Origin of the sequence: Methylobacterium sp. Leaf91, from assembly GCF_001422815.1 — a bacterium.
GTDB lineage: Bacteria > Pseudomonadota > Alphaproteobacteria > Rhizobiales > Beijerinckiaceae > Methylobacterium.
This window is the reverse complement of record NZ_LMMP01000011.1, coordinates 84,665-110,913: the sequence shown is the minus strand read 5'-3', so window position 1 is coordinate 110,913 and position 26,249 is coordinate 84,665. Positions and strand designations below refer to the sequence as shown.

The 26,249-nt window shown below is 65.7% G+C and carries 23 protein-coding genes and 1 riboswitch; of the genes, 14 read left to right on the top strand and 9 right to left on the bottom strand.

Going from position 1 to position 26,249, the window contains the following annotated elements:
- The first annotated feature begins 103 nt into the window (after positions 1 to 103).
- The 3 genes from ASF32_RS10750 to ASF32_RS10740 are packed head-to-tail and all read left to right on the top strand — an operon-like array spanning position 104 to position 3,005.
- Positions 104 to 1,363, top strand: coding sequence for a GNAT family N-acetyltransferase (locus tag ASF32_RS10750; RefSeq protein ID WP_056427599.1), 1,260 nt, complete (start codon positions 104 to 106; stop codon positions 1,361 to 1,363).
- Complete coding sequence (locus tag ASF32_RS10745; protein WP_056427595.1) at positions 1,360 to 2,520, top strand: M20 aminoacylase family protein; 1,161 nt, start codon at positions 1,360 to 1,362, stop codon at positions 2,518 to 2,520. Before ASF32_RS10750 ends, ASF32_RS10745 begins: the two co-directional genes overlap by 4 nt.
- Positions 2,517 to 3,005, top strand: coding sequence for a glutathione peroxidase (locus tag ASF32_RS10740; RefSeq protein WP_056427591.1), 489 nt, complete (start codon positions 2,517 to 2,519; stop codon positions 3,003 to 3,005). The genes ASF32_RS10745 and ASF32_RS10740 overlap by 4 nt, the downstream gene beginning before the upstream one ends.
- Before the next feature lie 3 nt (positions 3,006 to 3,008).
- Here ASF32_RS10740 and ASF32_RS10735 read toward each other — a convergent pair whose 3' ends face one another.
- Positions 3,009 to 3,953: a cation diffusion facilitator family transporter gene (locus ASF32_RS10735; protein ID WP_056427588.1), complete on the bottom strand. Its 945-nt coding sequence runs from the start codon at positions 3,951 to 3,953 to the stop codon at positions 3,009 to 3,011.
- A gap of 113 nt (positions 3,954 to 4,066) precedes the next feature.
- Between ASF32_RS10735 and ASF32_RS10730 the strand changes: the two genes are divergently transcribed.
- Complete coding sequence (locus ASF32_RS10730) at positions 4,067 to 4,513, top strand: HIT family protein (RefSeq protein WP_056427585.1); 447 nt, start codon at positions 4,067 to 4,069, stop codon at positions 4,511 to 4,513.
- Between the two features lie 4 nt (positions 4,514 to 4,517).
- Here ASF32_RS10730 and ASF32_RS10725 read toward each other — a convergent pair whose 3' ends face one another.
- The 3 genes from ASF32_RS10725 to ASF32_RS10715 all read right to left on the bottom strand — a co-directional run bounded on the left by ASF32_RS10725 (position 4,518) and on the right by ASF32_RS10715 (position 7,357).
- On the bottom strand, positions 4,518 to 4,913 hold the full coding sequence (locus tag ASF32_RS10725) for a PilZ domain-containing protein (protein ID WP_056427582.1): 396 nt from the start codon (positions 4,911 to 4,913) through the stop codon (positions 4,518 to 4,520).
- 92 nt (positions 4,914 to 5,005) lie between these two features.
- Positions 5,006 to 5,233: a hypothetical protein gene (locus ASF32_RS10720; RefSeq protein WP_056427579.1), complete on the bottom strand. Its 228-nt coding sequence runs from the start codon at positions 5,231 to 5,233 to the stop codon at positions 5,006 to 5,008.
- Between the two features lie 66 nt (positions 5,234 to 5,299).
- Entirely contained in the window at positions 5,300 to 7,357 is a 2,058-nt protein-coding gene (locus tag ASF32_RS10715; protein WP_056427576.1) for an NAD(+) synthase, read from the bottom strand.
- A 286-nt stretch (positions 7,358 to 7,643) separates the two neighbouring features.
- On the opposite strand from ASF32_RS10715, the gene ASF32_RS10710 reads away from it, so the two are divergent.
- Together ASF32_RS10710 and ASF32_RS10705 are read left to right on the top strand one after the other, a co-directional pair.
- Positions 7,644 to 11,192: a DNA translocase FtsK gene (locus ASF32_RS10710; RefSeq protein ID WP_056427573.1), complete on the top strand. Its 3,549-nt coding sequence runs from the start codon at positions 7,644 to 7,646 to the stop codon at positions 11,190 to 11,192.
- A 243-nt stretch (positions 11,193 to 11,435) separates the two neighbouring features.
- Positions 11,436 to 12,347, top strand: a complete 912-nt coding sequence (locus tag ASF32_RS10705; RefSeq protein WP_056427570.1) for an outer-membrane lipoprotein carrier protein LolA — start codon at positions 11,436 to 11,438, stop codon at positions 12,345 to 12,347.
- A gap of 146 nt (positions 12,348 to 12,493) precedes the next feature.
- On the opposite strand, the gene ASF32_RS10700 is transcribed toward ASF32_RS10705, so the two are convergent.
- Positions 12,494 to 13,231 (bottom strand): lysophospholipid acyltransferase family protein, encoded by a 738-nt coding sequence (locus ASF32_RS10700; protein ID WP_056427735.1) that lies wholly within the window; start codon positions 13,229 to 13,231, stop codon positions 12,494 to 12,496.
- Positions 13,232 to 13,370: 139 nt separating this feature from the next.
- On the opposite strand from ASF32_RS10700, the gene ASF32_RS10695 reads away from it, so the two are divergent.
- Together ASF32_RS10695 and ASF32_RS10690 are read left to right on the top strand one after the other, a co-directional pair.
- Positions 13,371 to 14,180, top strand: coding sequence for an exodeoxyribonuclease III (locus ASF32_RS10695; RefSeq protein WP_056427567.1), 810 nt, complete (start codon positions 13,371 to 13,373; stop codon positions 14,178 to 14,180).
- Between the two features lie 307 nt (positions 14,181 to 14,487).
- A riboswitch (SAM-I-IV-variant riboswitch) is annotated at positions 14,488 to 14,599 on the top strand.
- A gap of 47 nt (positions 14,600 to 14,646) precedes the next feature.
- Complete coding sequence (locus ASF32_RS10690; RefSeq protein WP_156467761.1) at positions 14,647 to 15,699, top strand: low specificity L-threonine aldolase; 1,053 nt, start codon at positions 14,647 to 14,649, stop codon at positions 15,697 to 15,699.
- A 48-nt stretch (positions 15,700 to 15,747) separates the two neighbouring features.
- On the opposite strand, the gene ASF32_RS10685 is transcribed toward ASF32_RS10690, so the two are convergent.
- Complete coding sequence (locus ASF32_RS10685; RefSeq protein ID WP_056427564.1) at positions 15,748 to 16,047, bottom strand: hypothetical protein; 300 nt, start codon at positions 16,045 to 16,047, stop codon at positions 15,748 to 15,750.
- A gap of 447 nt (positions 16,048 to 16,494) precedes the next feature.
- Between ASF32_RS10685 and rpsO the strand changes: the two genes are divergently transcribed.
- The 3 genes from rpsO (at position 16,495) to ASF32_RS10670 (ending at position 19,538) form a co-directional block, all read left to right on the top strand.
- Positions 16,495 to 16,764 carry a 30S ribosomal protein S15 gene (rpsO, locus tag ASF32_RS10680; protein WP_018044126.1) on the top strand — a complete coding sequence of 90 codons (270 nt, stop codon included), beginning with the start codon at positions 16,495 to 16,497 and terminating at the stop codon, positions 16,762 to 16,764.
- Positions 16,765 to 16,978: 214 nt separating this feature from the next.
- Positions 16,979 to 19,150, top strand: a complete 2,172-nt coding sequence (gene pnp, locus ASF32_RS10675; RefSeq protein ID WP_056427561.1) for a polyribonucleotide nucleotidyltransferase — start codon at positions 16,979 to 16,981, stop codon at positions 19,148 to 19,150.
- Between the two features lie 166 nt (positions 19,151 to 19,316).
- The gene (locus ASF32_RS10670) at positions 19,317 to 19,538 is read left to right on the top strand and encodes a DUF2892 domain-containing protein (RefSeq protein ID WP_056427558.1); all 222 of its coding nucleotides are present in this window, start codon (positions 19,317 to 19,319) and stop codon (positions 19,536 to 19,538) included.
- Positions 19,539 to 19,637: 99 nt separating this feature from the next.
- On the opposite strand, the gene ASF32_RS10665 is transcribed toward ASF32_RS10670, so the two are convergent.
- The gene (locus ASF32_RS10665; RefSeq protein WP_056427555.1) at positions 19,638 to 19,901 is read right to left on the bottom strand and encodes a GlsB/YeaQ/YmgE family stress response membrane protein; all 264 of its coding nucleotides are present in this window, start codon (positions 19,899 to 19,901) and stop codon (positions 19,638 to 19,640) included.
- A gap of 219 nt (positions 19,902 to 20,120) precedes the next feature.
- On the opposite strand from ASF32_RS10665, the gene ASF32_RS10660 reads away from it, so the two are divergent.
- Positions 20,121 to 20,483: a RidA family protein gene (locus ASF32_RS10660; RefSeq protein ID WP_056427551.1), complete on the top strand. Its 363-nt coding sequence runs from the start codon at positions 20,121 to 20,123 to the stop codon at positions 20,481 to 20,483.
- A 34-nt stretch (positions 20,484 to 20,517) separates the two neighbouring features.
- Positions 20,518 to 21,651: a polyamine ABC transporter substrate-binding protein gene (locus tag ASF32_RS10655; protein ID WP_200919089.1), complete on the top strand. Its 1,134-nt coding sequence runs from the start codon at positions 20,518 to 20,520 to the stop codon at positions 21,649 to 21,651.
- Positions 21,652 to 21,732: 81 nt separating this feature from the next.
- Here the strand turns inward: ASF32_RS10655 and ASF32_RS26850 are convergent, their stop codons facing one another.
- Together ASF32_RS26850 and ASF32_RS10640 are read right to left on the bottom strand one after the other, a co-directional pair.
- A complete protein-coding gene (locus ASF32_RS26850) occupies positions 21,733 to 23,220 on the bottom strand; it encodes a calcium-binding protein (RefSeq protein WP_280136554.1) in 1,488 nt (495 codons plus the stop codon).
- Positions 23,221 to 24,528: 1,308 nt separating this feature from the next.
- Positions 24,529 to 24,933: a DUF3597 domain-containing protein gene (locus tag ASF32_RS10640; RefSeq protein ID WP_056427543.1), complete on the bottom strand. Its 405-nt coding sequence runs from the start codon at positions 24,931 to 24,933 to the stop codon at positions 24,529 to 24,531.
- 285 nt (positions 24,934 to 25,218) lie between these two features.
- On the opposite strand from ASF32_RS10640, the gene ASF32_RS10635 reads away from it, so the two are divergent.
- The gene (locus tag ASF32_RS10635; protein ID WP_056427540.1) at positions 25,219 to 26,247 is read left to right on the top strand and encodes an ABC transporter substrate-binding protein; all 1,029 of its coding nucleotides are present in this window, start codon (positions 25,219 to 25,221) and stop codon (positions 26,245 to 26,247) included.
- Positions 26,248 to 26,249: the final 2 nt, after the last annotated feature.

Sequence of the window (26,249 nt, the reverse complement as noted above, 5' to 3'; positions counted from 1 at the left end):
GGACGGCGATGGATCGTTGTTGGCCCGCCGAAACCGCGGGCCTGCGACGGCCGTGCTCGTCACTCGCGCTTGTGCCCTCGCCCGGCAGGGTTAGATTGCGGTGATGGAAAAGACCGGACCGGCATCAGAGGATGCGCTGGACCCTGCGCCGATGCTGCAGGTCCGCGCCATCACGGGCCTCGCCCAGATCCCCGCTGCGCAATGGGATGCCTGCGCCACGTCGCCCGAGACCCTGTCGGCGGGCGACGAGACCCACAATCCGTTCGTCTCCCATGCCTTCCTGTCGGCACTGGAAGATTCCGGCTGCGTCTCGCGCAAGACCGGCTGGCTGCCGCTCCATGTGGCGGTGGAGCGTGAGGGAGAACTCGTCGGGGTCGCACCGTGCTATCTGAAATCCCACAGCCAGGGCGAGTACGTGTTCGACCATGGCTGGGCCGACGCCTATGAGCGGGCCGGTGGCGCCTATTATCCCAAGCTCCAGGTCAGCGTACCGTTCACGCCCGTCACCGGCCCGCGCTTCCTGATCGCCCCGGGGCAGGATGTGGACGAGGCCGCCTCCGCCCTCATCGCCGGATTGCGTGCCCTCCGGGCGGAGACCAAGGCCTCTTCGATCCACGTCACCTTCATGCGCGAGCGCGAGTGGGAGCAGGCCGGGGAGGTCGGTATGCTCCAGCGGGTCGACCAGCAGTTTCACTGGTCCAACGAGGGCTATGCAGGGTTCGAGGATTTCCTCAGTGCCCTGGCCTCGCGCAAGCGCAAGGCGATCCGGCGCGAGCGCCGCGACGCCCTGAGCCAGGGCATCACCATCGAGCACATCACCGGGGCCGACCTGACCCCGGCGCATTGGGATGCGTTCTACGAGTTCTACTCGGATACCGGCGCGCGCAAATGGGGCCGGCCCTATCTCAACCGCACGTTCTTCGGCCTGCTCGGCGAGCGCATGCCGGAGCGCGTCCTGCTGGTGATGGCCAAGCGCGAGGGACGCTACATCGCCGGTGCGATCAACCTCATCGGCGACGTCGCGCTCTATGGCCGGAACTGGGGCTGCAACGAGGACCACCCGTTCCTGCATTTCGAGGTCTGCTACTATCAGGCCATCGATTTCGCGATCCGGCGCGGCCTCAAGCGCGTCGAGGCCGGCGCGCAGGGAGAGCACAAGCTCGCCCGTGGCTACGCCCCGGTGCTGATGCATTCGGCGCACGACATCGCCGATCCCGCCCTGCGCCGGGCCATCGCCGACTATCTCCGCCGCGAGCGCGAGCATGTCGTCGAGGCGGCCTCGGTGCTCGGCGAGATGACGCCCTTCCGTCGGGACGGCACGAATCCCGCTCCCGAGCCGTCCGATCACGAGGAGACCCGATGAGCCCGATCGACCGTATCCGATCCTTCGCCGACGACCTCACGGCGATCCGCCGGGACATCCACGCCCATCCCGAGATCGGCTTCGAGGAGGTGCGCACCTCGAACCTCGTGGCCGAGCAGCTGCAGAGCTACGGCATCGAGGTCCATCGCGGGCTCGGCGGTACCGGCGTGGTCGGCGTGCTGCAGGGGCGCTCGGCCAAGGGGCGCCGTATCGGGTTGCGGGCGGAGATGGATGCGCTGCCGATCGAGGAGGAGACCAACCTCCCTCACCGCTCGACCATTCCGGGTAAGATGCACGCCTGCGGTCATGACGGCCACACCACCATGCTGCTCGGCGCGGCCCGCTACCTCGCCGAGACGCGGGATTTCGACGGCACCGCCCTGTTCGTGTTCCAGCCGGCGGAGGAAGGGCTCGGCGGCGCCCGCGCCATGCTGGCCGACGGGTTGTTCGAGCGCTTCCCCTGTGACGAGATCTACGGGCTCCACAACACCCCCAGCGGCCCGCACGGCAAGCTCAAGATCCGCCCCGGGCCGATGATGGCGGCGGCGGACTTCTTCGATATCCGCATCACCGGACGCGGCGCCCACGCGGCCGAACCGCATCGCGGGCTCGATTCCATCGTGGCGGCCTCTGCCCTGGTCCAGGCGCTGCAATCCATCGTCTCGCGCAATGCCGACCCGCTGAAGAGCGCGGTGCTCTCGGTGACCCAGATCCATGCGGGCGCGGCCTACAACGTCATTCCCGAGGGCGCCCATCTCGCCGGCACGGTGCGGACCTTCGATGCCGGCGTGCGCGCGCTCGTCTCGCGCCGCATCCGCGAGGTCGCGCAAGGCATCGCCCTCGCCCACGGCGTCGAGATCGGGGTGGAGATCCGCGACACGTTCTCGGTTCTGGAGAACAGCGCCGCCCATGCCGCCGCGGCGGCCGAAATCGCCCGCGAGATCTTCGGGGCCGCGAGCGTCGACGACGACGCAGTGCCGCGCATGGGCAGCGAGGATTTCGCCGATATGCTGATGGTGGTGCCGGGCGCCTATGCCTGGATCGGCGGGACGCCGGGGCCCGGCCTGCACAACGCGGCCTTCGATTTCGACGACAGCATCATCCCCCTGGGCAGCTCCTACCTCGCCCGCCTCGTCGAGAAGCGCACCGCCGCATGACCAGCCTGTTCGATTTCGCCCCCAAGGCCGCCGACGGCACGCCCTATCCCCTCGACCGGCACCGGGGGCAGGTCGTGCTCGTGGTCAACACCGCCTCGAAATGCGGCTTCACCCCGCAATACGAGGGGCTGGAAGCGCTCTGGCGTAAGCACCGCGAGGAAGGGCTCGTGGTGCTCGGTTTCCCCTGCAACCAGTTCGGCGCCCAGGAGCCGGGCGATGCCGGGGAGATCGCGCAGTTCTGCAGCCTGACCTACGATGTCAGCTTTCCAATCCTCGCCAAGGTGGAGGTGAACGGGGCCGGCACCGACCCGATCTTCGCCCATCTGAAACAGGAGAAGCCCGGCCTCCTCGGCACCAAGGGCATCAAATGGAACTTCACCAAGTTCCTCGTCGGCCGCGACGGTAAGGTCATCGGCCGCTACCCACCCACCGCCAAGCCCGCGGATCTCGAAGGCGACATCGCGAAGGCCCTGGCCGGACACTGAGCTTCAGGCGGCGGAGTCCTTCGCCTGGATCTCGATGAAGACGCGTTTCACCGCAGGATTGCGCGCCTTCAGCCGGGCATCGAGGCGGCCGACCATCGCCTCGACCTCGCCGGCCTTGAGGTCGTCCTCCATGTCGAGGCTGACATTCACCAGGATGTCGGAGGGGCCGAGATGCTGGGTCAGCACCGCGTTGACGTGGCGGACGCCGGGCTCCGTCCGCACCGTCTCCTCGATCGCCGCCACGGTCTCGGGGGCGGCCGCCTCGCCGACGAGGAGGCCGTGCGTCTCGATCATCAGGAACAGCGCCATCCCGATCAGGATCGCGCCGATGCCGATGGACGACCAGCCGTCGAGGGCGGGCATCTGCAGCCATTCGGCGAGGATCACGCCTGCCAGCGCGACCGTCAGACCGAGAAGAGCGGCGACATCTTCGATCAGGACCGTGAACAGGGCTGGATCCTTGCTCCGGCGGATCGCGGTGATCGCCTCCCGATCGCCCTTCTCGGCCCAGAACGCCTTGAGGGCGACGGCGCAGGAATAGCCCTCGGCCAGCACCGCGAAGCCGAGGATCGAGAGGTTGACCCAGAAGCCCGGAATGGTGCGGCCGAAGATCACCGCGTCGGCAGAGGCCTCCGGGTAGTGGATCTTGTGGATGCCCTCGTAGACCGCGAAGGCGCCGCCGCCGAGGAAGATGAACAGCGCGACGATGAAGGCGTAGAAATAGACCTCGCGCCCATAGCCGAAGGGAAAGCGCGCATCGGCCGGTTTCTTGGCCCGCGACAGGCCGACGAGGAGGAGGATCTGGTTGGCGGTGTCCACCAGCGAATGCACGCCCTCCGCCAGCATGGCCGAGGAACCGGTGAAGAAGGCGCCCACGAACTTCGCCGCCGCGATGGCGAGGTTGGCCCCTGCGGCGGTGTAGATCGCGCCGTTGCTCTCATGCGCCATGCCGGCGAAACTCTCATCGAAGGGACGATCCCCTCGCCGTGGACGCCGGGGGCCAGTCTGTGCAAGGTCCGGCCGGAAAACCGCAGACGCACATCCGCGATGGAGACCGGCCCATGCCCTCAAACGTCGAAGCTGCGCAGTATGATCCCGACAACGTCTTCGCCAAGATCCTGCGGGGCGAAATTCCCGCCCACAAGGTCTACGAGGACGAGCACACCCTCGCCTTCATGGATGTGATGCCCCAGGGGCCGGGCCATACTCTGGTCATCCCCAAGGCCCCGGCGCGCGGCCTGCTCGATGCGGATCCCGCATCGCTGGCCGCGACCATTGCCACCGTGCAACGCGTCGCCCGCGCGGTGAAGACGGCCTTCGCGGCCGATGGCCTGACGGTCTTCCAGTACAACGAGCCCGCCGGCGGACAGACGGTGTTCCACCTCCACATCCACATCGTGCCGCGCTTCGACGGCGTGGCGCTGGGCCGGCATACGGGGGGGATGGCCGACAGCGATCTTCTCGGCATCCACGCGGCGCAGATCCGGGCGGCCCTCGACGCGGCGTGAACGATCAGGCGACGCTGGCAGGCGCCGGCGTCGCGGCGATCAGCCGGCGCAAGGCGGCGTTCTCGGCTTCGAGTTCGGCGATGCGACGGATCAGGGCCAGCATCGCGGCCGGATCGTCCTGGGGCGGCGGAACCGGAGTGGCGGCCGTGGTCTCGTCCGCGAAGGCGACACCGATGCCATCGGCGCGGCGCCAGCGCAGGTTCGCCTTATAGGTCCGCTCTTTCTGGGGGATGAAGAGGTCGAACATCTCCGGAAGGGTCGCGGTCTCCGTCAGCGCGAGGCGCGCACCGGTCGCGGACATATCGCGGACGAGGCAATCCATGCTCGACGCGCCGTTGTTGAAGATGATGCGGCCCTTGAGGAACGTCCTCTGCCGCGCTTCCTTGCGATTGTCCGACATGACGGCCGGTCTCCGGCTCCGCTTGGTGCGACCGGCGGGACACTCGCATGGGGCCCCTTAAGGAATGATCGCCGCGGCGAGGGCGCACCCGCTCAGTTGAAGCGCCGGTCCATGGTCTCGAACAGGTAGAAGCCGTTGAAGCGCACCGCAGTGGTCGCGGCCCGCTCGTCGAAATCGGCCGGGGCCTCGGCTTCGTCGCGCAGGCGGCCGCTGAACGCCCAGTTCCGTGCGCTCAGAAAGCTCGGAACGGCACGGCACTCCGGTACCGCGCAGCACAGGCCGCTGACGGACTTCAGGCAGAACACGTTGTAGCTTTGCATCGGTCGGTCTCCGACTGGCCACCCCGACTCAGCCGATAGTGCCATAATCGGACCGGACTATGTCGATCAGTTTTCGGGGACGTTGCGGGCGAGCTCGTCGAGCCAGATCCGGGCATTGCCGTCGGAGGGTGCGCGCCAGTCGCCGCGCGGCGAGAGCGAGCCCCCGGCCGCGACTTTCGGGCCGTTGGGCATGGCCGAGCGCTTGAACTGGCTGAAGCCGAAGAAGCGCTGCAGGAACACGCCGAGCCAGGCGCGGATTTCCGGCAGCCCATAGGCCTGACGCTTGCCCTCGGGAAAGTCCGGTGGCCATGCGCCGCGCTCCGCATCCCCCCAGGCATGGAGGGAGAGGAAGGCGATCTTCGACGGTTTGAAACCGTAGCGCAGGGTATAGAACAGGTTGAAATCCTGCAGCGCATAGGGGCCGATCTTGGCCTCCGTGCTTTGCGGCGTGCCGCCCTCCTCCGTGGGTACGAGTTCGGGCGAGATCTCGGTGGCGAGGATCGCCTGCAGGGTGGCGTTGGCGCCCTCGCCGATCTGGCCGCTGGCGATGACCCAACGGATCAGATGCTGGATCAGCGTCTTGGGCACCCCGGAATTGACGCCGTAATGGCTCATCTGGTCGCCGACGCCGTAGGTGCACCAGCCGAGCGCCAGTTCCGACAGGTCGCCCGTGCCGATGACGATGCCGCCATTCTGATTGGCCAGCCGGAACAGGTAATCGGTCCGCAGTCCCGCCTGCACGTTCTCGAAGGTAACGTCGTAGACCGGCTCCCCCTGCCCGAACGGGTGGCCCATATCGGCGAGCATCTGCCGCGCCGCCGGCCGGATATCGATCTCCCCCGCCGTGGTGCCGAGGGCTGCCATCAGCGCGTGGGCATTGGCCTTGGTGGCGTCCGAGGTGGCGAAGCCCGGCAGGGTGTAGGCGAGGATGTTCGTCCGTGGGAGGCCGAGCCTGTCGAAGGCCTTGGCCACGACGATGAGGGCATGGGTCGAATCGAGGCCGCCCGAAATACCGATGACTGCTTTCTTCGTGCCGGTGGCGGCGAGACGCTGGGCGAGGCCCGCCACCTGGATGTTGTAGGCCTCGTAGCAATCCTGGGCGAGGCGGCCGATATCGGCCGGTACGAAGGGGAAGCGCTCCACCCGGCGCCTCAGGCCGAGATCGCCCGAGGGCGGATCGAGCCGGAGGCGGATCGTGCGGTAGGACAGCCCACGCCCGCGTGCATTGTCGTCGAAGCTTCCGGTCTGGAGCCGTTCCTGGGCCAGGAGATCGAGGTCGATATCGGCCAGCGTCGCCACCGGACCGGCGGCGAAGCGCTCGCCCTCGGCGAGGCGGATGCCGACCTCGTCGATGCTGGTCTGGCCGTCCCAGGACAGGTCGGTGGTGGATTCGCCGAGGCCCGCCGCCGCGTAGACATAGGCGCAGGAGCAGCGCATCGAGGCCGACCGCGTGAGCATGGCCCGTGATTCCGCGCGCCCCACGGTGATCGGGCTGCCCGACAGGTTGGCGAGCACGGTGGCGCCGGCCAGGGCCGCATCCGTGCCGGGGGAGGCGGGCACCCAGAGGTCCTCGCAGACCTCGATGCCGAGGGTGAAGCCGGGCAGGTCCTCGGCCGAAAAGAGCAGGTCCGGACCGAAGGGGACGACACCGCCGCCAAGGGTGATCGACTCGCCGAAGAGACCGGCGCCGGAGGCGAAATGGCGCTTCTCGTAGAATTCCCGGTAATTCGGCAGGTAGCTCTTGGGCACCACACCGAGCACCCGGCCCCGGTGGATGGCGACCGCGCAATTGTAGACGCGGTGGCGCCAGCGCAGGGGCGCGCCGACGACGAGGATGGGGGTCAGCTCGGCCGAGGCGGCGGTGATGCGAATGAGTGCCGTCTCCACTGCGTCGAGCAGGGTCGCCTGCAGCAGCAGGTCCTCGATGGAATAGGCCGAGACGCAGAGTTCCGGGAACACGGCGAGGACCGCTCCCGCTCGATGGCATTCCTCGGCGAGCGACAGAATTCCATCGGCATTGCTCTCCGGGTCGGCCGGATGGCTACGCCCGGCACAGGCCGCCACACGGGCGAAACCGTGACGATAGAGGGACTTGAAGGCGGTTCTTCGTGTCGTTTCGGCCAAGGGGCAGGGGGCCTCTAGCGAGTGTGACGCACTATCTGCATGGCGCGGGGACGGACCGGCAGGGTCGCCGAAGGAAACCCGTGTGATCCGAAGCGCTTCATTGGGTTCCCTAACCTAACCGGTTACGCGCCGGGGCTCCAGGGGGAGGCGGCGTCGCGTTCCCTCGGCAATCCGACACTTCGCGGGATACGGGCAAGCGTCTGTTAACGACGTTGGCCCTAGCTTGGGGAAGAACCGCTCCTGTCGAGGACGCGGACCGGTACCCTACGAGTCAATTCAGAGCATCATGCGCGCATCGGGACGGCCTCCCTATTCTCATCGTGATCCCTCTCGGCCCGGACGCGGTGGTGACCGCCCCGGCCTGACCTTGGGCGCCCTCGCGCACAGGCTGATCAGCCTGCGCGCAAGCCTGACCCGGCGCCTCGCCGGACCGCCCCAGCGCCCGAGCCTGGTCTCGCCGCGCCCGGCGCAATCCTGGCTCACGGCCCCCCGGGACATGGTGCACGACGCCCCTGCTCCCCAGGCCCAGCCTTGGTTGGAGCAGGGCAAATGGGCCGAGGCGCAGGCCTGGCCGGACCACGTCTTCGACGACCGCGCCACAACCGATCTCGCCCGCTCCTCGGGCATCGCGGCCATGGACTCGACCGGCGAGAGCCGGATCGACCACGGCGCATCGAGCCCGCGCGTGCTGATCCGTTCGCCGCGTCGTCCCGCCTCCATCACCCCGGAGGGCTACGACGCGCCGGCCCATTCCGCGCCCGAGCAGGATGCCCCGGCGGTACGCTACACCCGCACTCCGGATCCGGTGCTGCAGGAGCGTCGCCAGCGGGCGCTCGATGCCGAGCGCCTGGCGCAGGAGGAGCAGGTCCGCGCCGCGCGGCAGGCCGAGGACGAAGCACGGCAGGCCGCCGAACGCGCCGCCCTCGCCGCCGCGGAAGCGGAACGTGCCGCCCAGGAGGCGGCCGAGGCCGCGCTTCTCGCCGCGATCCCCCCTGAGCCGCCGCAGCCCCTGTGGCGCCAGCCCTATACCCCGCCGCCCGGCGTGCGCTTCTTCCGCTCGCCCGATCGTCGCCCGCAGGCCGTCCTCGCCGCCATCGTCGATGAGCCCCTTCCGATCCCCGCATCGGTGAGCGAGCCGGTGGCCGCCGCCGAGCCGGCGCCGCTGCCCGTCGACCGCGATTGGACCGAGGTTCCGGATTGGGCCGCCATGCGCGCCTGGTTCGATGGCGAGGATTCGACCGCCGTCGAGACATGGTCGGCGATCCAGGCCGATTCCGATGAGGCTGTGGCTCAGGCCGTGCCGGAAGTTTCTCCCGTGCCGGAGATGTCTCCGGTGCCAGCGGTTTCTCCGGTGCCGGATCTCGCTCCGGTCAGCGCGCAGGAGGACGAGACCTCACCCTTCATGGTCTCGCCGCCCGTGGACATCTCGCTCCTGCGCCCGCTGCCGCCCAGCCCCGTCTACGTCCTCGACCGGCTGATGCGGTTCGACCGCGGCGGCGCGCCCCTGCCCGCCAATGGCCAGGATAACGGCCAAGACTATGGCCAGTCCGCGCCCGTCCGGGACGAGCCGAGCCACGAGGACCGCGTCGCCGAGGTCGCCGAGGCGGCCACCCTGGCTCTCGTCATCGAGCAGACCGGGCCGGCTCCCCAGCGTTCGGTTGCCGTCTCCGCCATGGCCGCCCGCGCGGCGATCCGCCCGGCCCGCATGCCCGCCGCCCCGGTGGCGCAAGCTCCCGTCATGCAAGCTCCGGTGATGCAGCCCCCCGTCGCGGAAGCTCCCGTCATGGACGCCTCCTTCGCGCAAGCCACTCCGATGCAGGCCCCCTCCCCTGCCAGGGCCGCTCCGGTCTTCACGCCACTGCCGCCGCGCCCGGTCCTGCTGCGCAACCCTAAGGCCGCCGCCCCGGCTCCGGAGCCCGAGCCTCAGGTGGCGGAAGCGCCAGCCGTCCCCGAAGCCGCCGCACCGGTCGAGATGGAGGAAGCCCCGGCTCCCGTCCTCGCCCTGCCGGCTCCGCCGCCCGCCCCGTCTCCGTCGCGCGCGATCTTCCCCGAGCCCCGCGCCACACTGATCCCGGCCGGCCGGCATACGCCGATGTCGCTGGTGGAGAACGAGGATTACGAGCACCCCTCGCTGGAATTGCTGGCCGAGCCGCCGGTGACCGGCACCGAGGAGGTCGATGCCGACGTGCTGGAGCAGAACGCGCTGAACCTCCAGCAAACGGTGCAGGATTTCGGCGTGCGCGGCGACATCCTCGCCGTGCGCCCCGGCCCTGTCGTGACGCTGTACGAACTGGAGCCGGCCCCCGGCACCAAGTCGAGCCGCGTCATCGGCCTCTCGGACGACATCGCCCGCTCCATGTCGGCTGTTTCGGCCCGCGTGGCGGTGGTGCCCGGCCGTAACGTCATCGGCATCGAACTGCCCAACGAGACCCGCGAGACCGTCTACCTGCGCGAGCTGTTGTCCTCGGCCGATTTCTGCATCAGCAAGCACAAGCTCGCTTTGTGCCTCGGCAAGAACATCGGCGGCGAACCGATCATCGCCGATCTCGCCAAGATGCCCCACCTGCTGGTGGCCGGCACCACCGGCTCGGGCAAGTCGGTGGCGATCAACACCATGATCCTGTCGCTCCTCTACCGGATGAAGCCGGAAGAGTGCCGCCTGATCATGGTCGACCCGAAGATGCTGGAACTGTCGGTTTATGACGGCATCCCGCACCTGCTCTCCCCCGTCGTCACCGACCCGAAGAAGGCGGTCATCGCCCTCAAATGGGCCGTGCGCGAGATGGAAGAGCGCTATGACGGCATCCCGCACCTGCTCTCCCCCGTCGTCACCGACCCGAAGAAGGCGGTCATCGCCCTCAAATGGGCCGTGCGCGAGATGGAAGAGCGCTACAAGAAGATGTCCAAGATCGCGGTCCGCAACATCGACGGCTACAATGCCCGGATGGCGGAAGCGCGGGCCAAGGGCGAGATCATCACTCGCGAGATCCATACCGGCTTCAACCGCGAGACCGGCCAGGCGGTGTTCGAGACGGAGGAGATGGACCTCTCGGCCCTACCCTACATCGTCATCGTGGTCGACGAGATGGCCGACCTGATGATGGTGGCCGGCAAGGACATCGAAGGCGCGATCCAGCGTCTCGCGCAGATGGCGCGCGCAGCCGGCATCCACCTCATCATGGCGACGCAGCGTCCCTCGGTGGACGTCATCACCGGCACGATCAAGGCGAACTTCCCGACCCGGATCTCCTTCCAGGTCACCTCGAAGATCGACAGCCGGACGATCCTCGGCGAGATGGGCGCCGAGCAGCTGCTGGGCCAGGGCGACATGCTGTTCATGGCGGGTGGTGGCCGTACCACCCGCGTCCACGGCCCGTTCTGCTCGGATTCGGAAGTCGAGAGCGTGGTCGCCCATCTCAAGCGCCAGGGCCGGCCGTCCTATCTCGAAGCCGTCACCGTGGACGAGAACCCGCCCGAGGAGAAGCCGGCCAAGGCCTCTAAGGCCGACAAGGCGGCGGCCGCCGAGGCCGAGGAGATCGACGCGCCGATCTTCGATGCCGGCGCCTATGCGGGCGGCGGGATCGATGCGGGGGCCGACCTCTACGACCAGGCGGTGCAGGTGGTGATGCGGGACCGCAAGGCCTCTACCAGCTACATCCAGCGCCGCCTGCAGATCGGCTACAACCGCGCCGCCTCGATCATGGAGCGGATGGAGGTCGAGGGCATCGTGGGCCAAGCCAACCACGCCGGCAAACGCGAGATCCTGATGGAAACCGCGCCGTCCAGCATGGGGTCGATCTCCATGTCCTCGTCGATGATGGACGATGACGAGTGAGACATGATCCGCTGGACCGATTCCGTCGAACCGGCTGATCATCGAAGAACGAGATGTACCGCGGGTACCCTCTCCCACACGGGAGAGGGAGCCCCGCGGCGACCGCTCGATCCGAGGCGATCGAGCGGAGAACGGTGTGAGTACCGTCCGTCTCCCTTTTGGGGCGAGGGAGGTCCCGTCCCATATTCGCCACAGGGTCGAGTTCTAAGCCGAACCCCACCCGACTTCGGAGAACGCCCCAGGATGACCGGCCGACGCCACCTTCTCGCCGCCGGCTCGCTCCTCGTGCTGGCGGCCAGCCTCCAACCCGCGCCGGCCACGGCGCAGGTCTCGTCCTTCCTCGACGGCCTGTTCGGCCGCAAGGAGCAGCCCGCGCCGGCCCCCGCTCCCGAGCCGGAAGTGCCCCCGGCCGCTCCCACCGCGCCGAAGAAGCCGGCGGCCCAGGCGCCCAAACCCGCCAAGGACGCCAAGGCGGGGGCGGACAAGGCCGCCTCCGGCGCGAAACCCGCCGCGAAGGCTGCGCCCTCGGACGCGCCCGCCAAGGTCGCCGCCGTCGGCGCCCCCACCGCCGCGTCGTCCATGCTGGATGCCGAGCCCGCCGCCGTGCTCGCCCAGGCCAATGCCTATTTCAACGGAATGACCACGCTCAGCGGCAACTTCGTCCAGATCGCCGCCGATGGGCGCCGCATCGGGGGCAAGCTGACGCTGGCCAAGCCCGGCCGCTTGCGTTTCGACTACGACCAGCCCTCCCCTATGGAGGTGGTGGCCGACGGCACGTCGGTGGCGGTGAAGGACCGCAAGCTGAAGACCCAGGACCTCTACTTCATCTCGCAGACGCCGCTGAAATTCCTGCTGCGCGACAAGATCGACCTCGCCCGCGACCTCACCGTGTCGGACATCGCCAACGATCCGGGCGGCATCCGCATCTCGCTGGAGGACCGGGCGACACTGGGCGGTACCTCGAAGATCCAGCTGTTTTTCGACGCCGAGGTGAAGACGCTCAGCCAGTGGCGGATCACCGATCCGCAAGGCTACCAGACCACGGTCCAGCTCTCGAACCTGCAGAAGGGCAAGGCCATCGACGGCAGCCAGTTCTTCATCAATTACGGGCGCAGCGAGGACAAGGCGATGGAGAAGCAGATCAAGGCGCAGTGATCGCGAGCGCCTCCCTTCTCCCCTCTGCGGGAGGAGGTGGCCCGCGTCAGCGGGTCGGATGAGAGGCGTGAGCCATTCGGAGAGGTCGCGCCCTCTCACGCCTGCTCCGCAGGCACCCTCCCCCGCTGAGGGGGGAGGGCTTTCGATCAGGACGCCTGAAGCTCCATTGTTGTTCCGCTCCGCCAACGGTTCAGCTCGGCATCGATCGCGTCTTGCGTGCCCCGCATGAACTCTCCGCCCGAGAGGCCCGGCTTCAGGGTTTCCAGGTAGCTCACCACCACCGTCCCGGGGATGTGGCGCGAGCCGCCATGCGGCCAGTACAGGCCCGAATTCACCGCCACCGGCAGGACGGGCAGACCGAGCTTGGCATAGAGCAGCTCGACCCCGCGCTTGAACTGCACCGGCGCGTCGATGGTGCTCCGGGTGCCTTCCGGGAACATCAGGATGGAGCGGCCTTCCGCGATGGCGAGGCGGCTCTCGTCGATCATCGTGCGCAGGGCCTGGGTGCCGTTGGCCCGGTCGATGATGATCATCGGCGAGCGGCGCAGGAACCAGCCGACGATGGGAATCGCCACGAGTTCGCGCTTGGCCACGATGGCGACGTTCGGGATCAGGATGAGAAAGGCCAGGGTCTCCCAGGCCGATTGGTGGTTGGCCACGATCAGGCACGGCTCGGAGGGGATGCGCGCGCGCCCCTCCTCCACATAGGTCAGGCCGACGATGTGACGCAGGCCGAACAGGATGCCGCGCGACCACAGCCGCGTCGCCGCACGGATCGGCCGTGTCGGGCAACCGAGGATCGCGAGCACCACGAGGGGCAGCGCGAAACAAGCGGTCCAGGCGGCCCAGTAAATATTGAAAAGCGCAGAGCGGGTGCGCGACACGACGGGCGATCCTTCCAGTATCTGCGACGGCGCATCCCTCTCGACGATGGAACGCGGCAATTGTGCGGCGACGGGCGGGCCGATCCGGTCTATCGAAGCGGCCGGTCCCGATCCTTATGACATATGTGAGCTAGACCCGTTGCGCCTCTCCGTCACCACCTGGAACATCAATTCGGTGCGGCTGCGCATCGATCTCGTCCTTCGGTTTCTCGCCGAGGTGAAGCCCGATGTGCTCTGCCTGCAGGAGACGAAATGCCCGGACGATGCCTTTCCCCTCAAGGCCTTGCGCGGCTCGGGCTACGAGAACGTCGTGTTCGCCGGCCAGAAGGGTTATAACGGCGTCGCCATCCTGTCGCGCTTTCCCCTGCTCACCCGCGACGTCATGGCCTTCTGCGGGAAGCCGGATGCCCGCCACATCTCGGCGGCGCTCGGGCCGGAGGCGGGCGCTGCCGCCGGCTTCGTGATTCATGACTTCTACGTTCCGGCCGGCGGCGACGTTCCGGATGCCGGCCTCAACCCGAAATTCGCCCACAAGCTCGATTTCCTCCGCGACCTGCGTGAATGGGGCGGGCGGCGCATGGCCGGCCCGGCGATCCTGGTGGGCGACCTCAACGTGGCGCCGCTCGAGCACGACGTCTGGTCGCACAAGCAGCTTCTCTCCGTCGTCAGCCACACGCCGGTAGAAACGGAAGCGCTGGAGCTCCTGCGTGGTGAGGCCGGCTGGATCGATACCGCCCGCGTCCTGACGCCTGAGCCGGAGAAGATCTACACGTGGTGGAGCTACCGCTCGCCCGACTGGTCCGGCGCCAACAAGGGGCGTCGCCTCGACCATGTCTGGGTCTCGCCGGATCTCGACGGCACCGCCCGCGCGGTGGACGTCTTCCGCGAGGCGCGCGGCTGGGAGCGTCCCTCCGACCATGTCCCGGTCACGCTGACGCTGGAGCTCTGACGAGCCGTCGCATCCCATCTGTGAAGCCGGCCAAGGAACGCAACGCCGGGCCGATCATTGCTCTCCAGACAGGCGGCTCCGGATGGAGCCGTATCTTCTTCCCTTTCCGGAGTGTCGCGCATGCGCAAGCTGATCCTCGCCTTCCTTCTCCCCAAAGTCGTCTCCTACCTCCGTCGCCGCTATTCCGGTCGCTCGGGTCGCCCGACGGCCTGAAGGTAGTTCCCCGCCCGTCCTTCGAGTGTCGGAGGACGGGCGGCAACCATCACTCTCGTCGCGTTGCGGCTGGCCCCGCGCGCTGTTAAGCTTCCCTTTGCATCAAGAGTCGCGGCGACGCCCGACGCCAACCTGCTGATCCGAGCAAGGTGGAGCCCTCATCGACTGGAGGGGATGTGGCCGAACCGGCAACGAAACGGGTTTCGCCACGCGTCGCTTCGGCTTTCCTGCGGGACCGACGGAAGGCGAAGCGATGATGAAGACCGAACCCCAGCAATTCGCCAGCGACAATTACGCCGGCATCTGCCCCGAGGCCTGGGCCGCCACCGAAGCGGCCAATGGCGGTTCGGTGCCCGCCTATGGCGAGGATGCCTGGACGAAGCGGGCATCGGACGCGTTCCGCGACCTGTTCGACAAGCCGGATGCGGAGGTGTTCTTCGCCTTCAACGGTACCGCCGCGAACTCCCTGGCGCTGGCTTCCCTGTGCCAATCCTACCATAGCGTCATCTGCTCGGCCTCGGCCCATGTGGAGACCGACGAGTGCGGCGCGCCGGAGTTCTTTTCCAACGGCTCGAAACTGCTGGTGGCGGCGAGCGCCGACGGCAAGCTCACCCCCGCCCTCATCCGCGGGCTCGCCTCCGGCCGCTCGGACATCCACTTTCCCAAGCCCCGGGTCGTTACGATCACACAGCCAACCGAGACGGGGCAGGTGTATTCGCTCGACGAGATCCGGGCGATCTCCGCTGCCTGCCGTGAGCTTGGTCTGCGCCTTCATATGGACGGCGCACGCTTCGCCAATGCCTGCGCCAGCCTCGGCTGCGAGCCGGCGGAGATGACCTGGAGGGCCGGCGTCGATCTGCTCTGCTTCGGTGGCACCAAGAACGGAATGGCAGCAGGCGAGGCGATCCTGTTCTTCGATCCTGCCCTCGCCGAGGATTTCGGCTATCGCTGCAAGCAGGCGGGTCAACTCGCCTCGAAGATGCGCTTCCTCACCGCCCCCTGGGTCGGAATGCTGGAAGGCGGCGCCTGGCTCCGCAACGCGGTCCATGCCAATGCCTGCGCGCAACACCTCGCCGCTTCGGTGGCGGAATGCCCCGGCTTCACCGCCATGTTCCCGGTGGAGGCCAATGCGGTGTTCCTGAAGGCCTCCCCCGAGCGGCTGGAGGCTTTGCGGAAGAGGGGGTGGGGTTTCTATACATTTATCGGCGGAGGCGCCCGGTTCATGTTCGCCTGGGATTCCGATCCGGATCGCATCGACGCCCTGGTTCGGGACATCCGCGGCGTGAGCGAGGCGCTGACGGCCTGATTCGTCAGGCGCTTCCATCGAGCCACCCGAGGAAGCAGTTGGAAAGTCTCAGTCGGGCTTTGTTGGCGTGGGCATCGCCGCCGTGAATTCCTTGACTGCAGCCTGGGTCTGTAGCTCCACCAGATTCTTCATATCCACCGGAACGACGCACCAGACGATGGCGGCGATGAATAAAGCTGCTGCGATCGTGTACGAAAACGTTTCAAACACACCCAGCCATCCGAGTAAGAGGGGGACTAGACTAAGGATCAGTGAAATGAATGCTGAATGGAATAAGTAGTAGCTTGCGCCAAATGTTAGTGCCGCGAAGGCTATTGGCTTCAGGACTCTTACGGCGATTCTATCCATTGTGTTTCCGTCGATATGGCAGATTGTTCGGCGAAAGGGGGTCTCCGACTAGCTCCAACCATATGAATGTTCTGTTGGTCCGTGACAATGATTGAATTAAGCGCCGACTGTAACACTTCGATGGAAAAGAAATCTGCAGATTGGATGACTCTGTGCTGAATAAAGACGTTGGTGCGGGTGCCGGTCCGGCACAGCAGTGGGGAAATTCTGTTCCCTGGCCGGGCAACGGCCCGGCAACGGCCCGCCGGGGTGGCGCGGGGGGTGGCACGCGACCCGGATTCGTGTATGTGTCTCAGTGCCTCGACCCGGAAACGGGCACGGGGCCAAACCTGCTTGTGAACGCGACCGTGCTGGACGACATCCCGGCACAGGCCCCGTCCCAGGCTGAGGCGGTCCCTCCTGAGGAGGACCGTCTCGACCCGAAAACCCGTATCGAAAGGGAATGCGATGTCGATTTCGGCCGAGCGCAAGACTGCGCTCATCAAGGAATACGCGACCGGCGGCAAGGACACCGGTTCTCCGGAGGTCCAGGTGGCGATCCTCACCGAGCGGATCACCAACCTCACCGGCCACTTCAAGACCCACGGCAAGGACAACCATTCCCGCCGCGGCCTCCTGAAGATGGTCTCGCAGCGCCGCTCGCTGCTCGACTATGTCAAGCGCAAGGACGAGGCCCGCTACCGCAGCCTCATCGAGCGTCTCGGCATCCGCCGCTAAGGCGATTTTCGCGGTCCCGAGCCTGGCTCAGGGCCGCGTTTCATTGACGTCCCGCGCTGCCGGAATGGGTCTGGCCGCGCGACCATCGGGCCGCTTCGAGGCGCACTCGTCGGGGACAGGATCGCCAGGAGTTCTTCGCCGGTAAGGCGCGGAACTCCTCGCCGTCTTGCCCCTGGCGGCGCCGGGCACGCCCGACCGCAGGAAGGCATGACATATGTTCGACGTACAACGTGAAGAGCTGATCTGGGGCGACCGCAAGCTCGTCCTCGAGACGGGCAAGGTCGCCCGCCAGGCCGACGGCGCCGTGATGGCGACGTATGGCGAGACCTCGGTGCTGGCCACCGTCGTGTCGGGCAAGGAGCCCAAGGCCGGAATCGACTTCCTGCCGCTCACCGTGAACTACCAAGAGCGCGCCTACGCCGCCGGCCGCATTCCCGGCGGATACTTCAAGCGCGAAGGCCGTCCCTCCGAGAAGGAGACGCTGGTCTCCCGCCTCATCGACCGCCCGATCCGCCCCCTCTTCGTCGAAGGCTGGCGCAACGACACCCAGGTCGTCGTCACCGTCCTGACCCACGATCTCGAGAACGATCCCGACATCCTCGCCATGGTGGCGGCCTCCGCCGCTCTGACCCTGTCTGGCGTGCCCTTCACCGGCCCGATCGGCGCGGCCCGCGTCGGCTACGTCAACGGCCAGTACATCCTGAACCCGCCGGTTCCCGAGCTCGAGAACTCGACCCTGGATCTCGTCGTCGCCGGCACGCAGGACGCCGTGCTGATGGTGGAATCCGAGGCCAAGGAGCTCGACGAAGAGACCATGCTCGGCGCCGTGATGTTCGGCCACAAGCATTTCCAGCCGGTCATCGATGCGATCATCCGCCTCGCCGAGAAGGCCGCCAAGGAGCCCCGCAACTTCTCAGCGCCCGAGAACGGCGACGTGGAGAAGGCCGTGCTCGACGTCTGTGAAGCGGAACTCCGCGACGCCTACAAGAACACCGTGAAGCAGGAGCGCTACGCCGCCGTCGACGCCGTGAAGGCGAAGGTGATCGCGGCTCTCTGTCCGGCCGAGGGCGAGCAGAAGTTCAGCCCTGAGAAGGTCAAGGCCGCGTTCAAGGAAGCGCAGTCCAAGGTCGTGCGCTGGAACATCCTCGACACCGGCTCCCGCATCGACGGACGCGACGTCCGCACCGTGCGCCCGATCGTGTCGCAGGTCGGCGTGCTGCCGCGCGCCCACGGTTCGTCGCTCTTCACCCGCGGCGAGACCCAGGCCCTCGTGGTCGCCACCCTCGGCACCGGCGAGGACGAGCAGTTCATCGACGCGCTGGAAGGCACCTACAAGGAGACCTTCCTGCTGCACTACAACTTCCCTCCCTACTCGGTGGGCGAGACCGGCCGCATGGGCTCCCCGGGTCGTCGCGAGATCGGACACGGCAAGCTCGCCTGGCGCGCCGTGCACCCCGTCCTGCCGCCGGCCCACGAGTTCCCGTACACGATCCGCGTCGTGTCCGAGATCACCGAGTCCAACGGCTCCTCCTCGATGGCCTCCGTCTGCGGCGCGTCGCTGTCGCTGATGGATGCCGGCGTGCCCCTGCGCCGTCCGGTGGCCGGCATCGCCATGGGCCTCATCCTCGAGGGTGAGCGCTACGCCGTGCTGTCCGACATCCTCGGCGACGAGGATCACCTCGGCGACATGGACTTCAAGGTGGCGGGCACGGAAGCCGGCATCACCTCGCTGCAGATGGACATCAAGATCGCCGGCATCACCGAGGAGATCATGAAGGTCGCCCTGCATCAGGCGCAGGAAGGCCGCGTCCACATCCTCGGCGAGATGGCCAAGGCCCTCACCGATGCCCGTCCCGAGCTCGGCGAATACGCGCCCCGCATCGAGACCATGCAGATCCCCACCGACAAGATCCGGGAAGTGATCGGCACCGGCGGCAAGGTGATCCGCGAGATCGTCGAGAAGACCGGCGCCAAGATCAACATCGACGACACCGGCACGGTGAAGATCGCCTCCAGCGACGGCAAGGCCATCAAGGCCGCCTATAACTGGATCCGGTCGATCGTGGCGGAAGCCGAAGTCGGCATGATCTACGACGGCACCGTCGTGAAGTGCATGGAGTTCGGCGCCTTCGTGAACTTCTTCGGCGCCAAGGACGGCCTCGTCCACATCTCGGAACTCGCTGCCCAGCGCGTCGCCAAGGTGACGGACGTCGTCAAGGACGGCCAGAAGGTCAAGGTGAAGTTCCTCGGCGCGGACGATCGCGGCAAGATTCGCCTCTCCATGAAGGTCGTCGACCAGGAGACCGGCGAGGACCTCACCGAGAAGCTGAAGGCCGAGCGCAACGCCGAGCAGGACCGCGCCCGCGGACCCCGCCAGGACGCGTAAGCCGTCTCAGCCCCGAGGGTTGATCGAGAATGAGAAGCGCGGCTCCGCAAGGGGCCGCGCTTTTCGTTTGGGGCGAGGATGCGTCAACGCCCCGGTCAGATCATGAGGAACACCCATCCTCCCGCCGCGTTCGCCCCGCGATGCAACACGAGGAGTATGTGAGACCATGGCCGATCCGATGATTCCGAGCATCTTCGAAGGCGAGACCAACCTGTCGACCACCGAGCGGGCCGTGTCCGTCGTTCTGGGCCTCGGCATCGCCGCCGCCGCTGCCCAGCCCCGCCCGAACAAGTGGCTCAGCCTGGCGGCCCTGGTGGTCGGCGCCGGCCTCGCTATCCGCGGCGCCACCGGCCATTGCCCGGTCAAGTCGGCCGGCTACATCTCCTGATCCGGGACACGAAAAAGGGGCGCTCCGATGGGGCGCCCCTTTTGTCTGTCCGATGAAACGCGAAAGGCGCGGACCCGAGGCCCGCGCCGTGACGTCCGTTCAGAGGGTGGTGGTGCGGCGGCTGGCGATGAAGCCGTAGATGGCGAGCACGACGATGGCGCCGACCACGGCTCCGATGAAGCCCGCGCCCTGGTTCGGACCGTACCAGCCGAGCGCCTGACCGAGGAAGGTGGCGACGAAGGCGCCGATGATGCCCAGGATGGTGGTGAGGATGAACCCTGCAGGCTCCTTGTCGCCCGGCATGATGAACTTGGCGACGACACCGGCCAGGAAGCCGATGATGATGGTCCAGATGATATCCATGAGCTGATCCTCGAAACGCGGTGGCCGGGATTGTCCCGCCCGGACTTGACCGTTTGTGCTCATGCAACGCCGCATCGCGGGATGGGTTGCGCCGCGGGACGGCGATTGTGTCGCATTCTCGACCTTGGCCGCCGCCCTCCCCTTTACGCGGATGCGTGGCGCGCGGCACAACGCTTGCCCCGACGACGCGCCCGCGCGGCGCCCCATGAAGAGCGATCCATGACCACCATCACCCGTTTCGAATCCGGCGCCCGCATGAGCCAGGCCGTCACCTATGGCGAGATGGTCTACCTCGCGGGCCAAGTGGCGGGGACAACGGTGGGGGCCGGCGTGACCGCGCAGACGCAGGAGGTGCTCAACGAGATCGACCGGCTGCTGGCGCTCGCCGGCAGCGACAAGACCCGGCTCATCTCCGCCACGATCTATCTCGCCGACATGGCGACCTTCGCCGAGATGAACGCGGCCTGGGATGCCTGGGTCTCGAAGGAGAACCCGCCCACCCGCGCCACCGTGGAAGCCAAGCTCGCGGGGCCGGAATACCTCGTGGAGATCGTCGTCGTCGCGGCCAAGCTCCCCGCCTGATCCCGACCCGGTCCCGAGACAAGAGAGCCCGCCGATGCGTCGTATCGTGTTCGCCGTCCTGATGATCGCGCTGGCGCTCAGCCTTCTCGGGTCCCTGTTCCTCGCCTTCGCCCTGCTCAATTCGGCGGGGGCGAAGGCGCAGGAGCGCGTGGTCAACATCTACAACTGGTCGGATTACATCGATCCGAAATCCCTGGAGGCCTTCACCAAGGAAACCGGGATCAGGGTCGTCTACGACACCTACGACAACAACGAGATCCTGGAGACGAAGCTGCTCGCCGGCCAGTCCGGCTACGATCTCGTGGTGCCCACCGGCCCGTTCCTGCAGCGGCTCATCAAGGCCGGCGTGTTCCGGCCCCTCGACAAGGCCAAGATCCCGAACCTGAAACACGCCTGGCCCGAGATCGCCCAGCGCCTCGCGGTCTACGACCCCGGCAACACCTATGCGGTCGATTACATGTGGGGCACCACCGGCATCGGCGTGAATCTCGGCCCCGTGCGCGAGCGCCTCGGCCCCAACCAGCCGCTCAACACCTGGACGCTGGTGCTCAACCCCACCCTGATGGCCAAGCTCAAGGATTGCGGGGTGATGATGCTCGACAGCCCCGAGGACCTGATCCCCAGCATGCTGCCGGCCTATGGCCTCAAGCCCGACACCAAGCGCTGGGACGACATCTCCCAGGTCACCGACGCGCTGTTCAAGGTGCGCGGCTCGGTGCGAAAATTCCACTCCTCGGAATACATCAACGGCCTCGCCAACGGCGATCTCTGCCTCGCGGTCGGCTATTCCGGCGACGTGATGCAGGCCAAGAAACGCGCCGAGGAATCGAAGAACGGCGTCGAGATCGCCTATTTCATCCCGAAGGAAGGCGCGCTGATGTGGTTCGATGCCTTCGCCATCCCGAAGGACGCGCCCCACCCCGAGGAGGCCCACCTTTTCATCGACTACATGATGCGCCCCGACGTGGCGGCGGCCAACACCAACTTCGTCGCTTATGCCAGCGGCAACCTCGCCGCGAAACCCCTGGTGAAGCCGGAGATTCTTTCGAATGCCGGCATCTACCCGGACGAGGCGACGATGCAGCGGTTGTTTACGAACCAGGCCTGGGATGACCGGACGCAGCGGTTCGCGACGCGGAATTGGACGCGGGTGAGGACTGGGCGGTGAAAGGAGGAGTGACTTGTCTGGAGGTCGATATCCAAACGCCACGCGAGACAAGTCCCCCCGTCGTTGCGGAGGCTCATAGGCTCAGAGGACGAAGTCGGAAGTCTGCAGAACGTCGACGATCCCCCGAAGTACGATCTGGAAATCGGTCTTGCCGTCTCCGGTTACATCGCCCTCAATGATCGTTGAGCTACCAGACCTGATGGCATGCAACTCACCGGCCGATTTCGTAAATGCTCCGGACCCGATATAGTTAAAGGGCTTGTCCGAACTCGCTGATGTATTAGCCTGTATCGCTGATAGATCGATGCGGTCGGTTCCAGTCAGAAAATCGCTAACTTGGTCTCTGCCCGCGCTCCCGTTGATGCTGTCGCGGATCGACCTGAAAGTGAAGGTATCTGATCCTGCCCCACCCACAAGGATGTCGCGGCCCGATCCCCCAATGAGGACATCGTCGCCCTCACCGCCGACGAGAGTGTTCGTGAATTTATTACCTGCAATCTTAATACCCAGCGTTCCCGCACTCGCCCGCAGAGTTTCAATGTTTAAATTGTCGCTGAGTGTGTAATTGATACTAGTATACAGCGTATCAACCCCTAAATTTACTACCTCAATGATGCGATCGCCAGGGTTATTGATATAGTAGATATCATTTCCAAGGCCGCCATCCATTGAATCCTCGCCTGCTCCGCCGTCCAAAACGTCGTTGCCGTCTCCACCACGCAGGAAATCGTTTCCTTTGTTTCCACGGAGAATGTCGTCGCCGCCCCAGGCCGTCAGCCAGTCGTCTGCGGACCCACCGATCAGACTGTCGTTACTAGCACCCTCATCTTCGGCTTCACCATCGCTGATATACCAGGAGACGGACACGCCTGCAAGATAGATGGTATCGGCACCAAGCGAGCCAGTAATCGATGCCGTCTGGCCACTATGATATTTGCCGCCGGCGGTCGCTGCAAAATTGGGTCCAACCGTTCCCGCCGACAGCATGGTTATGTCCGATGTGTAGTCAGCAAATATTTTACCAAGGCTGTTTAGCTGTGAGCTAGAAACAGATGTTATGCCTAAGTGTGCAAATTCTATGCTTGTAAATTTTGCGCCGACTGCGTGACCATTAAGGTTGACATGATCGGATCCTTTGCCGCCATCGACTTTTCCAGTTTCGCCGAAGGAAAAGCGCACGTCGAACGAATCGTTTCCGTCTCCGCCACGGAGAATGTCAAAACCACTGCCCGCAAGCGTGTCATTTCCGCTGCCTCCGTCCAGAGTATCGTTGCCTTCACCCCCTTCAAGAGCGTCGTTGCCTGCGCCGCCTGAAAGGAAGTCGTTGCCTTCGTCCCCACGGAGCGTGTCGTCGCCGGTTCCACCGTAGACAACGTCGTTGCCATATCCGCCGGAAAGGAAGGCGCCATTATAAAGAAAATTCTCTCCCCGAAATTTGATATAACTTTCGCCGTCAATAATAACGGTCGGTGACAGAGCTTGCAAAGTATCATTCCCGGCAAGTCCGTTAAGTCCACGCGGGAGTGAATAATAGCTCACATCTCCAGCGCTAATAAGGACGAAATTCATCTTATAATCGTCGTTTCTATTTGTCAGTGCTAATACATCTGATGGATAGACTACGGTGCGCATTGTTGTTCCCCTTTGCTATGAATGGCGATCTTTATTAACCGGTATTGTCAAGTATTATTTGATTTCAGTTTTTGTCAGTTATAGTATATTTGAGGTTTGTATAGCTTACGATTGCCGGTTTGGATTCGTATGCTTGGAATCATAATAATATTCAATTCTGTTTTGGTTATCGCGAATAGTATTATCTTGTTGTTGATTTTGTTGTTCTGGTGGCGGAATAATTTGCATCGATAATGTGCGTCCGTGGTGAGTTCAATTTCCATATGACAAGCGCCATTTGGTTGCATCATCCAAATGAAGGATGTCGCGGCGCTGAGGTCCAAATGGTTTCATTTGCGGGGTAATTGGGCGACAAAAATCGAATAGCATTCACTTTATAAAATTTTTGATTCATTTAGTAGAATATAACTATTATTAAATCTACCATATCTAAGTAAAATTCTTGGTAAATTGATGTATTATTCAAATGACGAGTTGCTGTTATTTGATTTTAGGTATAATTAATGAGTTTTTGTGGAAATTTGAATAGTAAATCTTAAATTTACGGCAAACAAATTTTGCAGGTTTTGGAAGGTCGGTCGCTTAGGCAAGTTTTGCAAGTTAAACGTCTTGACAAAATTCCTATCCCATGCCTATATCCCCACACCTGCCGCCCAGCGAAGGGGGCTCGCCCGGTGACCGACCGGGTGGGCCGAAAGGGGCGGCGGGGCGGTGCCTGCGTCGGTGGTGTCGGTCACCATCGCCCCGGGCGGCGGCTCGATAGTCTGGGGGGCGTGCGGGGCAAAGTCCGTTCGAACAGCCGGGCTGGGATGCAACACGACCACCTCAGGCGCGACGCAACGCGAGGACCGCTGGAGACACCGCGACGAAAAAACAGGCCCCGGCGGGAACGCCGGAGCCTGACGGGACGCCGGGGAACCGGCACACTATTATAGCGCTCAATGGGTTTCGCGGCGTCCCGCGTCCCCTGTTCGGGGCTTCTTCTGGGCCATGCCCCCGGCGCTGTCGCGCGCGGGGGTGAAGGTGTTTGGATCCCCTCGCCCCGCTCGCGGGGAGAGGGACGCGACGACCTCGTCGTCGGCGCGTCGAGGCGGCAGCCGAGGGTGAGGGGGCGATGACGGACGAGTCTCTTTCGGAATCGCCCCCTCACCCCCGCTTCGGCTTCGCCTCTCGCTCATCGCGGACACGACGAGGTGTCCGCGATCCTCTCCCCGCGCGCGGGGAGAGGGGGACGCTCCCCTGCGATCAATCCTTCAGGTCGGCCGGCACCTTGCCGCCATTCTCCTCGAGCTTCTTGATGACCTGCTTGTGCAGCCAGACGTTCATCGTGGCCGAGTCTTCCTTGTCGCCGGTGTAGTGGAGCTCGTCGGCGAGCGACTTGCGGGCGCTGAGGCTCGAATCGATGTCGAGGAGCTTCATCAGGTCGACGATGGAGGTCCGCCAGTTGAGGGTCTGGGAGTTCTTCGCGGCCATGCCGTTCAGCACGGCTTCCACGTCCACCGGCTCGCCGGCCTTCGGAGCGGCCGCCGATTCCGTGGGGGCGGTGGTGGTGGAGCCGGCCGGGGCGTTTGCCGGTGCGGCATCCGCCGAGGTGGTTCCGCCGCCGAACGGATGGAGGATCTTGCTGACGATGCTGCCGAGAAAGCTCATGGCGTCTGTCCTTGTCGTTGGTCGGCCGTCTCGATGGGCGGCCGAGGCCTTGCTCTTCACGAGGTCCTGCCTCTCAACTGAATACGGCCAAGGCCGTTCCGGCCGGACGCCCGGGGTTGGGGAATAAAGCCTCTCCCCTCAAGCTTGGCCGTGGAAGGGCGTCCTTAGATTCGCAAAGCGGGTCGTTCTTTCGCGCAACGGTGTTTGAAGAACGCGGCTCCTGTGGCATGGCCGGGCCACGGCTCGCCGCGAGCCGACCTGCTTTCCCGGAATCCGGACCCTTCGATGCGCCCTGCCCTTCCCGTCATCGCGACGATCCTGGCCTCCCTGGCCGGTTGGCTGATCGCGGCCCCCGCCTCCGCCCAGACGGCTCCGATCCCCATGCGGATCGGCGTCATCCCGGTCATCGGCGCCTCGCCGATCTTCGTCGCCGACGGCGAGGGCTGGCTCAAGGAGGCGGGCCTTAGCCCCTCCTTCACCACCTTCGAATCCGGCCCGAACATGATCCAGGCCCTCGCCTCAGGCACGATCGACGTCTACGTGGCCGGCGTCGCGCCATTGGCCGTGGCGCGCACCAAGAACATCGATGTCCGCGTCGTCGCCTCCACGGCGGTGGAGGAGATGGTGTTCGTGGCCGGGCCGAAGCTCGCCCCGTTCTTCGCCAACGGCGCCAGCAAGGCCGAGGCCTTCGCGCAGTTCAAGGCCAAGGAGGGTCGCTCCGCGCGGCTCGCCACCCAGCCCCTTGGCTCGGTGCCCAACACCACCCTGCAGCATTGGCTGTGGCAGGTGGCGAAGGCCGACAAGGCCAATGCCGAGGTGGTGCCCATGGGCATCGACGCAACGCAGCAGGCGATTCTCGCCGGCGCCGTCGACGGCGCCTCGATCCGCGAGCCGGCCCTCACCATCATCCAGGGCCGCAATCCGGGCGTGAAGCTGATCGCCAACGGAGCCGAGATGTTCCCCGACCAGCCGGGCACGGTGGTGGGCGTCTACGGCGCCTATGCCGACCGGAATCCCGGCGCCGTGGAATCCCTGGTGCGCTCCCTCATCCGCGCCGACACCCTGCTGAAATCCGACTCGGCCAAGGCCGCGCCCCACGTGCTCGCCGCCCTCGGCAAGGGCATCGTCGACCTCGCCACGATCCAGAAGGCCCTCACCTCCCCGGCGGCGAAGTTCACCGTCGATCCGCGCGCCATCATCGTCGCCACCAAGGCGATGCAGGCCTATCAGGTCTCCATCGGCGCCCTCGAGAAAGACGTGCCCCTCGATGGGCTGTTCGACTCGCGCTACTACGAGAAGGCGATCGCGCGCTGATC

Bases quoted from the DNA above. Each gene is read 5' to 3' on its own strand.
- ASF32_RS10750 (WP_056427599.1), top strand. From the start codon at position 104: ATGGAAAAGACCGGACCGGCATCAGAGGATGCGCTGGACCCTGCGCCG.
- ASF32_RS10745 (WP_056427595.1), top strand. From the start codon at position 1,360: ATGAGCCCGATCGACCGTATCCGATCCTTCGCCGACGACCTCACGGCG.
- ASF32_RS10740 (WP_056427591.1), top strand. From the start codon at position 2,517: ATGACCAGCCTGTTCGATTTCGCCCCCAAGGCCGCCGACGGCACGCCC.
- ASF32_RS10735 (WP_056427588.1), bottom strand. From the start codon at position 3,953: ATGGCGCATGAGAGCAACGGCGCGATCTACACCGCCGCAGGGGCCAAC.
- ASF32_RS10730 (WP_056427585.1), top strand. From the start codon at position 4,067: ATGCCCTCAAACGTCGAAGCTGCGCAGTATGATCCCGACAACGTCTTC.
- ASF32_RS10725 (WP_056427582.1), bottom strand. From the start codon at position 4,913: ATGTCGGACAATCGCAAGGAAGCGCGGCAGAGGACGTTCCTCAAGGGC.
- ASF32_RS10720 (WP_056427579.1), bottom strand. From the start codon at position 5,233: ATGCAAAGCTACAACGTGTTCTGCCTGAAGTCCGTCAGCGGCCTGTGC.
- ASF32_RS10710 (WP_056427573.1), top strand. From the start codon at position 7,644: ATGCGCGCATCGGGACGGCCTCCCTATTCTCATCGTGATCCCTCTCGG.
- ASF32_RS10705 (WP_056427570.1), top strand. From the start codon at position 11,436: ATGACCGGCCGACGCCACCTTCTCGCCGCCGGCTCGCTCCTCGTGCTG.
- ASF32_RS10690 (WP_156467761.1), top strand. From the start codon at position 14,647: ATGATGAAGACCGAACCCCAGCAATTCGCCAGCGACAATTACGCCGGC.
- ASF32_RS10685 (WP_056427564.1), bottom strand. From the start codon at position 16,047: ATGGATAGAATCGCCGTAAGAGTCCTGAAGCCAATAGCCTTCGCGGCA.
- rpsO (WP_018044126.1), top strand. From the start codon at position 16,495: ATGTCGATTTCGGCCGAGCGCAAGACTGCGCTCATCAAGGAATACGCG.
- pnp (WP_056427561.1), top strand. From the start codon at position 16,979: ATGTTCGACGTACAACGTGAAGAGCTGATCTGGGGCGACCGCAAGCTC.
- ASF32_RS10670 (WP_056427558.1), top strand. From the start codon at position 19,317: ATGGCCGATCCGATGATTCCGAGCATCTTCGAAGGCGAGACCAACCTG.
- ASF32_RS10665 (WP_056427555.1), bottom strand. From the start codon at position 19,901: ATGGATATCATCTGGACCATCATCATCGGCTTCCTGGCCGGTGTCGTC.
- ASF32_RS10660 (WP_056427551.1), top strand. From the start codon at position 20,121: ATGACCACCATCACCCGTTTCGAATCCGGCGCCCGCATGAGCCAGGCC.
- ASF32_RS10655 (WP_200919089.1), top strand. From the start codon at position 20,518: ATGCGTCGTATCGTGTTCGCCGTCCTGATGATCGCGCTGGCGCTCAGC.
- ASF32_RS26850 (WP_280136554.1), bottom strand. From the start codon at position 23,220: ATGAATTTCGTCCTTATTAGCGCTGGAGATGTGAGCTATTATTCACTC.
- ASF32_RS10640 (WP_056427543.1), bottom strand. From the start codon at position 24,933: ATGAGCTTTCTCGGCAGCATCGTCAGCAAGATCCTCCATCCGTTCGGC.
- ASF32_RS10635 (WP_056427540.1), top strand. From the start codon at position 25,219: ATGCGCCCTGCCCTTCCCGTCATCGCGACGATCCTGGCCTCCCTGGCC.